At 72.3% G+C, this 12,697-nt stretch carries 13 protein-coding genes and 1 rRNA gene; 4 read left to right on the top strand and 10 right to left on the bottom strand.

Annotation, left to right across the window (positions count from 1 at the left end; translation table 11 throughout):
* Positions 1–253: 253 nt before the first annotated feature.
* A complete protein-coding gene (locus ACGFMP_RS19470; protein ID WP_393673809.1) occupies positions 254–499 on the bottom strand; it encodes a glutaredoxin family protein in 246 nt (81 codons plus the stop codon).
* An 83-nt stretch (positions 500–582) separates the two neighbouring features.
* Here ACGFMP_RS19470 and ACGFMP_RS19465 point away from each other — a divergent pair, with 83 nt between their 5' ends.
* The 3 genes from ACGFMP_RS19465 (at position 583) to ACGFMP_RS19455 (ending at position 4,107) form a co-directional block, all read left to right on the top strand.
* Positions 583–1,563 (top strand): HAD family hydrolase, encoded by a 981-nt coding sequence (locus ACGFMP_RS19465; RefSeq protein ID WP_393673807.1) that lies wholly within the window; start codon positions 583–585, stop codon positions 1,561–1,563.
* Positions 1,564–1,862: 299 nt separating this feature from the next.
* A complete protein-coding gene (locus tag ACGFMP_RS19460) occupies positions 1,863–2,666 on the top strand; it encodes an ECF subfamily RNA polymerase sigma factor, BldN family (protein ID WP_393673806.1) in 804 nt (267 codons plus the stop codon).
* 202 nt (positions 2,667–2,868) lie between these two features.
* Positions 2,869–4,107, top strand: a complete 1,239-nt coding sequence (locus ACGFMP_RS19455; protein WP_393673805.1) for a DUF5667 domain-containing protein — start codon at positions 2,869–2,871, stop codon at positions 4,105–4,107.
* A 115-nt stretch (positions 4,108–4,222) separates the two neighbouring features.
* Here ACGFMP_RS19455 and ACGFMP_RS19450 read toward each other — a convergent pair whose 3' ends face one another.
* The 8 genes from ACGFMP_RS19450 to ACGFMP_RS19415 all read right to left on the bottom strand — a co-directional run bounded on the left by ACGFMP_RS19450 (position 4,223) and on the right by ACGFMP_RS19415 (position 11,346).
* Entirely contained in the window at positions 4,223–5,377 is a 1,155-nt protein-coding gene (locus ACGFMP_RS19450; protein ID WP_393673803.1) for a lysophospholipid acyltransferase family protein, read from the bottom strand.
* Between the two features lie 59 nt (positions 5,378–5,436).
* Positions 5,437–6,501 carry an NAD-dependent epimerase/dehydratase family protein gene (locus ACGFMP_RS19445; RefSeq protein WP_393674287.1) on the bottom strand — a complete coding sequence of 355 codons (1,065 nt, stop codon included), beginning with the start codon at positions 6,499–6,501 and terminating at the stop codon, positions 5,437–5,439.
* Positions 6,502–6,699: 198 nt separating this feature from the next.
* Positions 6,700–6,798, bottom strand: a complete 99-nt coding sequence (locus tag ACGFMP_RS19440; RefSeq protein WP_003948845.1) for a 30S ribosomal protein bS22 — start codon at positions 6,796–6,798, stop codon at positions 6,700–6,702.
* A gap of 135 nt (positions 6,799–6,933) precedes the next feature.
* Positions 6,934–7,146 (bottom strand): helix-turn-helix domain-containing protein, encoded by a 213-nt coding sequence (locus tag ACGFMP_RS19435; protein WP_031524045.1) that lies wholly within the window; start codon positions 7,144–7,146, stop codon positions 6,934–6,936.
* Between the two features lie 128 nt (positions 7,147–7,274).
* Positions 7,275–8,096 carry a phosphatase gene (locus tag ACGFMP_RS19430; RefSeq protein WP_393673802.1) on the bottom strand — a complete coding sequence of 274 codons (822 nt, stop codon included), beginning with the start codon at positions 8,094–8,096 and terminating at the stop codon, positions 7,275–7,277.
* A 112-nt stretch (positions 8,097–8,208) separates the two neighbouring features.
* Positions 8,209–9,399, bottom strand: a complete 1,191-nt coding sequence (locus tag ACGFMP_RS19425; protein ID WP_393673800.1) for an acetoin utilization protein AcuC — start codon at positions 9,397–9,399, stop codon at positions 8,209–8,211.
* The gene (locus ACGFMP_RS19420; protein WP_393673799.1) at positions 9,368–10,591 is read right to left on the bottom strand and encodes an MFS transporter; all 1,224 of its coding nucleotides are present in this window, start codon (positions 10,589–10,591) and stop codon (positions 9,368–9,370) included. Before ACGFMP_RS19420 ends, ACGFMP_RS19425 begins: the two co-directional genes overlap by 32 nt.
* Before the next feature lie 107 nt (positions 10,592–10,698).
* Positions 10,699–11,346, bottom strand: a complete 648-nt coding sequence (locus ACGFMP_RS19415) for an HAD family hydrolase (protein WP_393673797.1) — start codon at positions 11,344–11,346, stop codon at positions 10,699–10,701.
* A gap of 113 nt (positions 11,347–11,459) precedes the next feature.
* Here ACGFMP_RS19415 and ACGFMP_RS19410 point away from each other — a divergent pair, with 113 nt between their 5' ends.
* Positions 11,460–12,554, top strand: coding sequence for a hypothetical protein (locus tag ACGFMP_RS19410; protein ID WP_393673796.1), 1,095 nt, complete (start codon positions 11,460–11,462; stop codon positions 12,552–12,554).
* Positions 12,555–12,611: 57 nt separating this feature from the next.
* Here the strand turns inward: ACGFMP_RS19410 and rrf are convergent.
* A 5S ribosomal RNA gene (gene rrf / locus ACGFMP_RS19405) occupies positions 12,612–12,697 on the bottom strand; the annotation flags it as partial.

The raw sequence follows: 12,697 nt of genomic DNA, 5'->3' as shown, positions 1-12,697 counted from the left end.
CTCCTCACACAACACCCCCGACCGTACAAAACGCCACCGATCCTACCCGACCTCCCCGGTCCCGAACCCCGACGGACCCGCAGCCCCTCAGGGGCGCTCCGCGGGGACGCGTGGGGGCACCCCGGGCGAAGCCCTGGGGGGAGAACCGCGCGAGCGACCCACCACCGGCCGGTGGTCCGTCTGCGACAGCGCCAGCCCCTTCGGGCCACGCGACGACCCGCGCCCCGGTGGGGCCCCAGCGCAAACGGGGAGCTCAGGGAGTCAGAGCCCGCCGCAGGCGCTGTTCGTCGACACGCCAGAACGTGTGCTGCTCCCCGTCGACCAGGACGACGGGAATCTGCTCCCAATACCGCCGGTGCAGCTCCTCGTCCTGCGTGATGTCCTGCTCGAGGACGACCGCACCGGCCTCGGCGGCGACCCTCTCCACCACGGCACGGGCGTCATCGCACAGATGGCACCCCGGCTTCCCGATCAGCGTCACGGTCCTGGCAGTCGTCATACGGCACATTGTGACTCCTACGGTTCACGTGTCCGCATCGTGGCCGAACCGGCCATGTCGCACTGGGTGGTTATGCTCGCGCTATGGCCGCTATCAGATGGCTCACCCCACGCAGGCAGTCCGCCACGCAGCGGAGCGTGCTGGCGGGCGAGGCCGCCGCAGCCGCCGCGGAGGCGACGGTCGTGACGCAGCCCCGGCCCGATACCGCAGCGCCGGAATCCGCGCCCGAATCCGGACCGGAATCGGCACCGGCCGAGGAGAGGGCCGGCGAGCCGGCCTTCCCGGTCGCGGGCGAACCGCGGGCCGCCGCGTTCTTCGACCTGGACAACACCGTGATGCAGGGCGCCGCGCTCTTCCACTTCGGGCGCGGCCTCTACAAGCGGCACTTCTTCGACACCCGCGACCTGCTGCGCTTCGCCTGGCAGCAGGCGTACTTCCGGCTGGCGGGCGCCGAGGACCCCGAGCACATGCAGGACGCCCGCGACAGCGCGCTGTCGATCGTCAAGGGCCACCGCGTCGAGGAACTGATGTCCATCGGCGAGGAGATCTACGACGAGTACATGGCGGGGAAGATCTGGCCCGGCACCCGCGCCCTCGCCCAGGCGCACCTGGACGCGGGCCAGCGGGTGTGGCTGGTCACGGCCGCGCCGGTGGAGACCGCCACGATCATCGCCCGCAGGCTCGGCCTGACCGGCGCGCTGGGCACGGTCGCGGAGTCGGTCGACGGCGTCTACACCGGGCGGCTGGTCGGCGAGCCGCTGCACGGCGCGGCGAAGGCCGAGGCGGTACGCGCGCTGGCCGCCGCCGAGGACCTGGACCTGGAGCGCTGCGCCGCGTACAGCGACTCCCACAACGACATCCCGATACTGTCGCTGGTCGGCCACCCGTACGCGATCAACCCGGACAGCAGGCTGCGCAAGCACGCCCGCGCCAGGGGCTGGCGGCTGCGCGACTACCGCACCGGCCGCAAGGCCGCGCGGATCGGCATCCCGGCCGCCGCGGGCATGGGCGCGGTCGCCGGCGGGGCCGCCGCGGCCGTCGCCATCAGCCGCCGCCGCAAGTGACCCCGGTGCACCGGCAGTACGCCGCGCGGGGCCGACCCGCGCGGCGCGCACACGGTCACAACACGGGCTCTCCGCGAGCTGTTCACGAACGGAAGTGGTCAACAAGGGCCACCTGTTCGATAATTGGTCGATCGTCATTCCGTACAGGAAGTGGCGCAAACGGCGATTTGCGCAACTCGGTGTAGCGTCGCCTGTACGAAGCGTTATTCTCCTCAGACGCAATCCGGAACCCACGCGTCGCCACGACGGGTGAACGGTCCCGTACTGCACGTGATGGAAGTTCTGCCTCTGGGAGTCCCGTGTACCCACACGACGGGGTTGACACCTCCGGCCTGGCTGCGTTGCGCGCACTGGTGCTCGACCGACTGATGCGCACAGTCCCCACGTACGCCCTGCCCACCCTCGCCACGTCAGGTCCCACCGTCCCCGGTCCGGCGTACGCGCTGGCCGAAGTCAGCACAGCCGCAGGCAGACGCACCCGCAACAGCTCGGACACGGCCGGCACCAACGCCGCAGCCCCCGGCACCCACGCCCGCCGGCCCGCCTCCGACACCGACTCCGGCCGCATGATGGACCTGGTCGAGCGCGCCCAGGACGGCGAGACCGAGGCGTTCGGGCGGCTGTACGACCACTACAGCGACACCGTCTACCGCTACATCTACTACCGGGTCGGGTCCAAGGCCACCGCGGAGGACCTGACCAGCGAGACCTTCCTGCGCGCCCTGCGCAGGATCGGCACCTTCACCTGGCAGGGCCGCGACTTCGGCGCGTGGCTGGTCACGATCGCCCGCAACCTGGTCGCCGATCACTTCAAGTCGAGCCGTTTCCGGCTGGAAGTGACCACAGGCGAAATGCTCGACGCCAACGAGGTCGAGCGCAGCCCGGAGGACTCCGTCCTTGAGTCGCTGTCCAACGAGGCGCTGCTCACCGCCGTACGCAAGCTGAACCCGCAGCAGCAGGAGTGCGTGACCCTGCGCTTCCTGCAGGGCCTCTCGGTGGCCGAGACCGCCCGCGTGATGGGAAAGAACGAGGGCGCGATCAAGACCCTCCAGTACCGGGCCGTGCGTACGCTGGCCAGACTCCTGCCCGACGACGCGAGGTGAGACCTCGGTGGCCCCGCCCGATCATCACACCTGCGTAACCCAACTGGCGCGGCACTCGTTGCCTCACATGCAGACAACTTTGTGCCGTACTCCGGAACGCACCCCCAGCCGGGTTTCACTCGATCGGGTGCATGACGGTGAACAGCGCAACCCACGGGCGGCACGGGGAGTCGAGTGTGGATGACGAGAGGAGGTGCCGCCCGTGATCGGACAGGCAACGGCACACCGCCGGGCGAACGCCTTCGCCCAGGCCCTTGAGACCGTCGAGGGCGCGGCTGCCGCGGAGGACGCCCAGCAGGACACCGCGGCCGGGCGGCCGCAGGGCTCGCCCGGCGGGCACGGCAGCCATGCCGCGGCCCGGCACGCCGACCCCGAGCAGGCCGCGCTGCTTGCGCTCGCCACATCGCTCGCCCGGCAGCCGCGCCCCGCGCTCGACCCCGAGCGCAAGACCGTGCAGCGCGCGCAGCTGATCGCCGCGATGGAGCAGGCGCTCGCCGACGGCAGCTTCCCGGCCACCGTCAGGGTGCCGGAGCAGCGCGGCGACGGGCAGGGCAGCCACCGGCTGCGCCGGATCACCCCGAGCAGCAAGCTCTCCCGCCGGCTCGCCGTCGGCGGCCTCACCGTCGGCGTCGCCGCGGGCGCCCTCGGCGGAGTCGCCGCGGCCAGCACCAACGCGCTGCCCGGCGACACCCTCTACGGCCTCAAGCGCGGCATGGAGGACCTCAAGCTCGACATGGCGAGCGGCGACGCCTCCCGCGGCAAGGTCTACCTCGACATGGCCTCCACCCGCCTCCAGGAGGCCCGCCGCCTCATGGAGCGCGGCCGCGGCGGCCAGCTGGACGACGAGTCGGTCTCCGAGGTGCGCAAGGCGCTGTCCGGGATGCACCAGGAGGCCACCGAGGGCCACCGGCTGCTCAGCCAGGCCTACGCGGAGGACGGCTCGCTCCAGCCGATCGAGACGCTCAACTCCTTCGCGGCCACCCATCGGCAGGGCTGGAGCGAGCTGCGGGGCAAGCTGCCCAGCCAGCTCACCGACGTCTCCGAGCAGGTCTCCTCGGTCTTCGACGCCATAGACCAGGAAGTGGCTCCGCTCCAGGAGCTGCTGCCGCAGCCGAAGAAGGGCGACCCGGCGCGCGAGGGCTCCGGCTCCACGGACTCCGGCCCCTCCGCCGGCACCCCGACGGCGCCGCCCTCCTCACCGCCCGCCACGCCGGGTACGGACGGCACGGGCACGCCGAGCGCGAGTCCTTCGCCGTCCGGCTCGGTGCCGGCCGGCGGGCTCATCGGCGGCGCGAACCCGCTCGGGCCGCTGCCGACGCTTCCCACCCCGAGCTCCACGTCTCCTTCGGCCCCGTCGGACCACTCGGTCACCCTGCCGCCGCTCCTCCCCGGTCTCGGCCTGGGCCTCGGCCTCGGCACGACCACGGACGACGAGGGCTGACCCCTTCGGGGACCGCACGCCCCGCGGCCGAGCCCCCCACCGGGATTCCGGTGGGGGGCTCGGCCGCGGGGGGCGGGCCGCCGGGCTCGGCGCAGGCCCGGCCCCGAGGCCCGGCTCAGAAGAAGACGGACCGGCGCTGCACCAGGAGTTCGTACAGCGTGTGCTGGATCGTCTCGCGCACCTGGTCGGTCAGGTTGAAGACCAGCATCGGGTCCTCCGCCGCCTCCGCCGGGTAGCCGTCGGTGGCGATGGGCTCGCCGAACTGGATGACCCACTTGGTGGGCAGCGGGACCAGGCCCGCGGGCCCCAGCCACGGGAAGGTCGGCGTGAGCGGGAAGTACGGCACTCCCAGCAGCCGCGCCATCGTGCGGGAGTTCCCGATCATCGGGTAGATCTCCTCGGCCCCCACCACGGAGCACGGCACGATCGGCACCTTCGTCTTGAGCGCCGTCGCGACGAAGCCGCCCCGCCCGAAGCGCTGGAGCTTGTAGCGGTCGGCGAAGGGCTTGCCGAGGCCCTTGAAGCCCTCGGGCATCACCCCGACCACCTCGCCGCGCCCCAGCAGCGTCTCCGCGTCCTCGGAGCAGGCCAGCGTGTGGCCGAGCTTGCGGGCCAGCTCGTTGACCAGCGGGAGCATGAAGACCAGGTCGGCGGCGAGCAGCCGCAGGTGGCGCCCGGCCGGGTGGTGGTCGTGGACGGCGACCTGGGCCATCAGGCCGTCGAGGGGCAGGGTGCCGGAGTGGTTGGAGACGACCAGCGCACCGCCCTGCGCGGGGATGTTCTCGATGCCGCGGACCTCGACGCGGAAGTACGCGCCGAACATCGGCCGCAGCAGCGACATCAGCACCTGGTCGGTCAGGTCGGCGTCGTAGCCGAACTCGTCGACCTCGTAGTCGCCGGTGACCCGGCGCCGCAGGAAGGCCAGGCCCGAGGCGACCTTGCGCTCCCAGTCGCCGCCGAGCACCCGGTCGGCGACGGCCCCGAGCGCCGCGGCCGCGTCGAAGGCCCGCGGGTCCTGGCCCGGCTCGGGTCCGGCGCCTTCCGCCGGGTCGGGGCCCTGCCGCCCTCCGGCGGCCTGTGCGGGGATGCCGGCAGGCGGAGCGGCTCCTTCCTCCGGCACCGCGGCAAGGGGCGGCTGCGGGCCGTCTGCGGCCGCCTTGCCGCCTGCCTTGCCCGCGGCGGGCGTGCGGCCGCGCGGCGCCCGGGGGCGCCCGGAGCCGCGCCTGCCGCGCGAGTCCTCGTCGAACGGGATCACCTTGGCATCGGCCATGGTCCCTGCTCCTTCTCCTGGGGCCGCCGCGGCGCCCGACGTACCCATGGCGCCGCCCGTCACTTCCGCGCCTCCGTGGCCGCGCCCGCGCCCGCCTGCCGCGGCACGGCCGCCGCCAGCCGGTCCACCGCGGCGGTGAGCCTGGCCGGGGGCAGCAGCCCTGGCCCGTGGCTGAGGGCGAAGTCGTGGAAGGTCCCGGCCGTGGTGTAGGTCGGTTCGAAGCCGAGGGTGTCGCGCATCTGCGCGGTGTCCACCACCCGGCCGTGGGTGAGCAGCCGGATCTGCTCGGGTGCGAAGTCCGTGATGCCGGCCGTCCGCAGCACCTGCCCGATCAGGTTCACCGCAGGCAGCAGCACCGGCACGGTGGGCTTGCCGAGCCGTCTCGCGGCCTGCGAGAGCAGCAGCACCCCGTCGCCCGCGATGTTGAAGGTGCCGCTGTTGAGGGTGCCGCGGCGGGCGTCGAGGGCGGCCAGCACCAGGACGTCGTCGACGTCGTCCTGGTGCACGAACTGCAGCCGGGGGTCGTAGCCGAAGACCGTCGGCAGCACCGGCAGCGCGAAGAACTCCGCGAGCGGGGTGTCCGCGTCGGGCCCGAGGATGTTCGCGAAGCGCAGCACCGCGACCGCGACGTCCGGGCGGCGGCGGGCGAAGCCGCGCACGTAGCCCTCGACCTCGACGGCGTCCTTGGCGAAGCCGCCGCTGGGCAGCGACTTGACCGGGGTGGTCTCGTGGAAGACCGCCGGGTCGCGCGGGGCGGAACCGTAGACGCTGGTGGTGGACTTCACCACGAGCCGCCGGACGGTCGGTGCCTTCTGGCACGCGCCGAGCAGCTGCATCGTGCCGATGACGTTGGTCTCCTTGACCTGCGTGCGGCCGCCTGAGCCCAGCGGGGTGCCGGTGACGTCCAGGTGCACGACGGTGTCGACCGAGTGCTGTGCCAGCACCTTCGCGATCATCGGCTGCCGGATGTCGGCCCTGACGAACTCCGCACCGCCCAGGCCGTGCTCGGGCGGCACCGCGTCGACGGCGACGACCCGCGCGACCTCGGGGTCGTGCTGGATCCGCCGGACGAACCTGCCGCCGAGCCGCCGCGCGGCGCCTGTGACGAGCACCACCTTGCCCACGCCCACGGTTCAGCGCCTTCCTCGGGGAATACCCGCACCGTATCCCCTGCGCCTCCCCCGCGTGCCCCCCGACATGCACCCGTTGCGCCCCGGACACCTCCGGATGCGGCAGCGCACCCGCCCGGACATGCCACTGCCCCCTTCCACCACCGGAAGGCGGTGGAAGGGGGCAGGGAGTGCGGCGGAAAAGTCGCCCGCTTACTTCTTGTTGCGGCGCTGGACACGCGTCCGCTTCAGCAGCTTGCGGTGCTTCTTCTTGGCCATACGCTTACGCCGCTTCTTGATGACAGAGCCCACGACTACCCTCGCTTCGGTTTCACTCGGTGCGGGGCGTCCGAGCCCACACGACCTACGTCGGCCAAGCCTACCCGTCCGGAGCGGACGGGCATAAACGAGGCCCACGCGGACGGTCGTCTGCCCGTCAGGGCCTTCTCAGGCAGATTCCACCCCCACGTAGGACTCCCGCAGGTACTCGTGGACTGCCTGCTCCGGAACCCGGAACGAGCGGCCCACGCGAATCGCCGGCAGATGACCGCTGTGCACCAGCCGGTACACCGTCATCTTCGACACCCGCATCACCGCCGCCACTTCGGCGACGGTGAGGAAAACGACCTCGTTGAGAGGTCGGGTTTCTGTAGTAGCCATGTCACACCTGAACCTTCCGCACACGCCGGGCACCGGCTTCCCCTCCGGCGACTCAAAGCGGCATGTGCGCTCCCCCCCAGATTAGGGGCGCATGAGGTAAGTGGGGAAGAGGAGTTGCCAATGGTTGACTACTGTGACAGCCAGGCGCGTTTGAGTACGTAGCGCGTCAATGGCCGGTAGTAATCGGACCGGACGGCGTCGTCCACCGGCACCGCCACCGACACGCTGCCCTCCGCCTCCGCCACGAAAACAGCGGGGTCGTCGGAGTCCGCGAGACCGATGGCCTCGATGCCCAACTGACCTGCGCCGCATACGAATCCGTGGTCGCCGACGACCAGTCCCGGCAGCATCCCGCCCTGCTCGGCCGCCGCCGCGAGAGCCGCTCTGACCGGCAGCGGGGAGTGGGTGTGCGCACCCGGCTCGACCGGCGGCCCGTCACTGTCCGTGTCCACCGGGCGGACCACGGCGACCCCGCCGACGTACCACAAATGGTGTCGGCGTACGCCGAACTGCGTCGGCACGTCCACATCGCGGCCGTACGCGGGGGTGAGGACGACACACCCCGCCGCCGAGAGCGCCGCGGCCAAAGATGCGTAGAAACCAAGAAGACGATGTGGATGTCCTGTGCCCAAGAGCACCGGAATGCGGTCATGCGCGGCCCTCGCGAGCCGCTCCGCGAACGCGTCCAGCGCCGCCACCGTACAGTCCGGGTCGATCACATCGGGACCCGACGTCTGCTCCGGGTCGGGCGACACACCGCACCGGTCCGCCATCAGCCGGAGCAGGTCCGCCGCCGTCCACTCCCCCGACGGGTCGAGACCCAGCGTCTGCCGCGGATCGCGGGCCGCGAACAGCCGATAGCTCGCCAGGCTCTTCTCCCGCGGGGTCGCGACCTGCCCGGCCAGCCCGGTCGCCACCAAATGCGCGCGCAGCGCGCCGACACTCACCACACCATGATCGTGACGGCCCAACTGCCCCAAGGCGTGCGGAAACCGCCAAATTCACCCTCCAGGTGCCCGCCGCACGAGCACCGGCCCGTACACCGGCGGCCGCACCCCGCCGCTACGGCAGCAGCCCGTGCAGCGGGAAGACCGCACGCCGGGTCGCCAGGATCGCCTGGTCCAGCCGGTCCGCCGGGTCGTAGCCGGCCTCCTCGAAGCCCGTCCAGCGCGGCTCGCACCCGTCGGTCATCCGCAGCGGCGCCGGATGCCGGGTGCGGGCGTAGACCTGGTGCCGCCACTCCTCCGGCACCGGCGACTCCGGTGCCACCGGCACACCCGCCGCGATGGCCACCAGATGCGTCCAGGTCCGCGGCACCACGTCGGTGACCGCGTAACCGCCGCCGCCCAGCGCCACCCAGCGCCCTCCCGCGTGCTCGTGCGCCAGCGCGTGGCAGGCCTCCGCCACCGCCCGCTGGGCGTCGAGGGACACCGCCAGGTGCGCCAGCGGGTCCTCGATGTGCGTGTCCGCCCCGTGCTGGCTCACCAGCACCTGCGGGCCGAAGGCGGCCAGCAGCTCGGGCACCACCGCGTGGAAGGCCCGCAGCCACCCCGCGTCGCCCGTCCCCGCCGGCAGCGCCACGTTCACCGCACCGCCCTCGGCCGCGGGACCGCCGGTCTCCTCCGGCCAGCCGGTCTGCGGGAAGAGCGTGCGCGGATGCTCGTGCAGCGAGATCGTCAGCACCCGCGGGTCGTCCCAGAACGCCGTCTGCACCCCGTCCCCGTGGTGGACGTCCACGTCGACGTACGCCACCCGCTCCGCACCGAGCTCCAGCAGCCGGGCCACCGCCAGCGCCGCGTCGTTGTAGACGCAGAAGCCCGCGGCCGACCCGGGCATCGCGTGGTGCAGCCCGCCGGCGAAGTTCACCGCGTGCGCGGCCTCACCGCCCCACACCGCCTCGGCCGCGCCCACCGACTGCCCGGCGATCAGCGCCGCCGTCTCGTGCATCCGCGGGAAGACCGGGTTGTCGTCGGTCCCCAGCCCGTAGGACGCGTACGCCTCGTACGACACCGGCACCGCCGCGGGCTCGGCCGACGCCCGCCGCACCGCCGCCACGTAGTCCGCGTCGTGCACCAGCGCCAGCGTCGACTCCCCCGCGGGCGGCGCCGCCACCACCCGCAGCGCCGGGTCGAGCCCGAAGGCCCGCACCAGCTCCCTGGTCAGCGACAGCCGCATCGGGTCCATCGGGTGCCCGGGTCCGAAGTCGTAGCCGGTGACCCGCTCATCCCACATCAACTGTGCTCGGCCGCTCATGGCCGACACCGTACCCGGCGGGTCCCGCCGCGAAGGACGGGGCATAGTGCAGGGTCGCCCCCACCAGCACCATCGGCACGAGCATCGCCCCGCGGTAGCTCCACGCGTCGCCCAGCGCCCCCACCAGCGGGGAGCCGACCAGGAACCCCACGTAGTTGAAGACGTTCAGCCGCGCGATGGCCGTGTCCGACGCCCCCGGGAACAGCCTTCCGGCCGCGGCGAAGGTCTGCGGCACGATCACGCACAGCCCGAAGCCCAGCAGGGTGAAGCCGAGCATCCCCACCCACGCGCCCGGCGCCACCGCCACCACCGCGAAGCCGGCCATCGCCACGACCGTCCCCAGCCGCACCACGGCCACCGCCCCGAAGCGGCGCACCCCGGCGTCGCCCACCGAGCGCCCCAGCAGCGTCGTGACCATGTAGACCGCGTACGGCACCGTCGACAGCTGTTCCGAGCTGTGCAGCGTGTCCTGGAGGTACTTCGCGCTCCAGTTGGAGACCGTGGAGTCCCCGATGTACGCGAACGCCATCACCAGGCAGAGCGGCATCAGCAGCCGCATCACCACCGGCTGCGTCTCCTTCTGCCCCGCCACCGCCGCCGTGCCGGCCGCGTCGGCCGTGTCCGCGGCGTCCCGGTACCAGCGGCTCGCCACCAGCGTCAGCGGGATCAGCACCAGCACCGCCGGCCCGTACAGCGCCACGAGCGAGACGTGCCAGTGCGCCCCCGACCAGGCCAGCGACGCCCCGACGATGCCGCCGAGGCTGTACGCGGCGTGGAAGCCCAGCATGATGCTGCGCCCGTACTCCCGCTGGAGGCTCACCCCGAGCATGTTCATCGACGCGTCGAGACCGCCGACGCACACACCGAACAGCGCCAGCGTCACCGCCGCGGCCCACATGCGGTCCCCCGCGCCCAGGCCGAGCAGCACCAGCGCGACCACCGGCTGCACCCAGCGCAGGACGACGCTGGGCCGCACCCGCTTGACCAGCTGCTCGGTCCCGACGCTGCCGAGGCCCGCCAGGATCGGCACCGCGGCAAGGAACACCGGCAGCAGCCCGTCACTGATCCCGTAGCGGTCCTGGATCGCCGGAATCCGGGTCACCAGCAGCGCGAAAAGCGCCCCCTGCGCGAAGAAGCTGATCGCGAGGGCGGCACGGCCGTGCCGCAGGGCCTGCGGGCGAGCGTCGTCCATAAGCGAGCACGGTAGACGCGAAAGCTACGGATGAGTAGGTGTGCGGAGGCACGATCCCGAGTCGTGATCGCCGACGGCGGACCGTCTCCCGCCCAGGGCGCCCCGGCTCAGCCGAACAGCAGGTCGGGCAGCTCCGCCATGCTCCCGAAGAGGGCGGTGGCGTCGGCGAGCTTGGCGGCCGGCGTCATCGCGGTGTAGCCGTACACGTCCATCCCTGCCGCCCGCGCCGCCGCCACCCCGAGCGCGCTGTCCTCCACGACGGCACACCGCTCCGGCGGCACCCCCATGGTGCGGGCCGCGTGCAGGAAGAGGTCCGGCGCCGGCTTCCCCCGCCCCACGTCCTGCGCCGAGAAGATCCGCCGCTCCCCGAACCCCGCATACAGCCCGGTCTTCCGCAGCGCGACCCTGATCCGCTCATGCCCCCCGGAGGAGGCCAGGCAGTACGGCACCCCATCCGCGGCCAGCTTCTCCAGGACCACCCCGACCCCCTCGACCGGCTCGAGCTCCCGCTCGAACTCGGCGAAGACCCGGGCGTGATAGCCCTGGTCGAACCCCTCGGGCAGGCTCCCCCCGGTCCGCTCGAGCACCACGTCGTGCACCCGGTGCATCGCCGCACCCATGAAGTCCCTGACCGAGTCGTCGAAGGTGGTGGGATACCCGGCCTCGGTCAGGCACTCCGCCAGGATGCGGTTGGAGATCCGCTCGCTGTCCACGAGGACGCCGTCGTTGTCGAAGATGACCAGGTCGTATGGCATCGCACCACTGTAAACGGCGTAACCCCTGCTGAAGTACGCCACTTGCGACGTCCCGGGTGACGTGGACAGGGCAAGGTAACCTCCCGGCCAGACCGTCCTACCCAGGGGGACCCATGCACGCCACCACCCGGTTACGCACGCCCGCCGTCGTCCTCGCCCTCGCCGCGCTGCTCAGCGCGGCCACCGGCACCACCGCGGCGACCGCCGCGGGAGGCTGCGCCCACCCGGGCATCCGCATCCTCGACACCCTCGGCCCGGCCCCGCAGCGCGGCGAGGTCATGGCCTTCGGCCGCGGCACGATCGCCGCGGGCAACAGCGCAGGCGTCCCCGCCTACTGGATCGGCACCGACGTGCTGAAGGTGCCGCTGCCGGCCCGCTACGGGAACGGCACCGTCACCGCCGTCAACCGCCACGACCTCATGGTCGGCACCGTCCACGACACCACCACCGACAAGAACGTGGCCTTCAGCTACCGCATCGGCGCCGCGAGAGCCCGCATCCTGCCCGGTGGCAGCTATGCGAGCGACGTCAACGACAGCGGCCTCATCGTCGGCGGCGACAACAGCACCACCCAGGCCACCGCCTACATCTGGCACGGGACCGCCATCGAGCGGACCTTCACCGTCCCGGCCGACTACGACTTCACCACGGTCACCGCCATCAACAACCAGGGCACCGTCGTCGGCGCCGGCAGCCGGCTCGTCGGCAGCACCTGGGCGTCGGCCGGCCTGGTCTGGTCCGCTGACCCGGCAACCCCCGTCGTCCCGCTGCTGCCGATCGACGCCACCGACGACAACGGCCTCACCGTCATACCCGAGGACATCGACGAGAACGGCAGGATCGTCGGCGAGACCGAGAGCTTCTGGTCCGACGGCGCCTACGAGATGTACTGGGACGCCCCCTACACCGCCGACGGCACCCGGCTGGCGGGACTCCCCGGCTACTACGGCGAGGGCTACTTCCGGGCCATCAGCCCCACCAGCGGCGTCGTCGTCGGCGAAGCCCCGACCTCCTACTACGCGGAACCGGGCACCGCCGAGATCTGGACCGGCTCCGGCCCGATCCGCGCCCTGCCCACCCTGAACGCCGCCTACGACTCGGGCGCCCAGGCCGTGGCCGACAACGGCAACGCCGGCGGCTACTCCACCGACGCCGACGGCGTGAGCCACCCGGTCATCTGGACCTGCGCGCCTGAACAGGGGCTGTAACGCAGAAAAGCGTCAGCCCCCGTGCAAGGCACGGGGGCTGACGCTCTATCAATAATTGTTCGGCGGTGTCCTACTCTCCCACAGGGTCCCCCCTGCAGTACCATCGGCGCTGAAAGGCTTAGCTTCCGGGTTCGGAATGTAAC

Origin of the sequence: Streptomyces sp. NPDC049040 (assembly GCF_043197715.1) — a bacterium.
GTDB lineage: Bacteria > Actinomycetota > Actinomycetes > Streptomycetales > Streptomycetaceae > Actinacidiphila.
The sequence above is the reverse complement of the archived record's forward strand: the minus strand, read 5'-3'. Positions and strand labels throughout refer to the sequence as shown.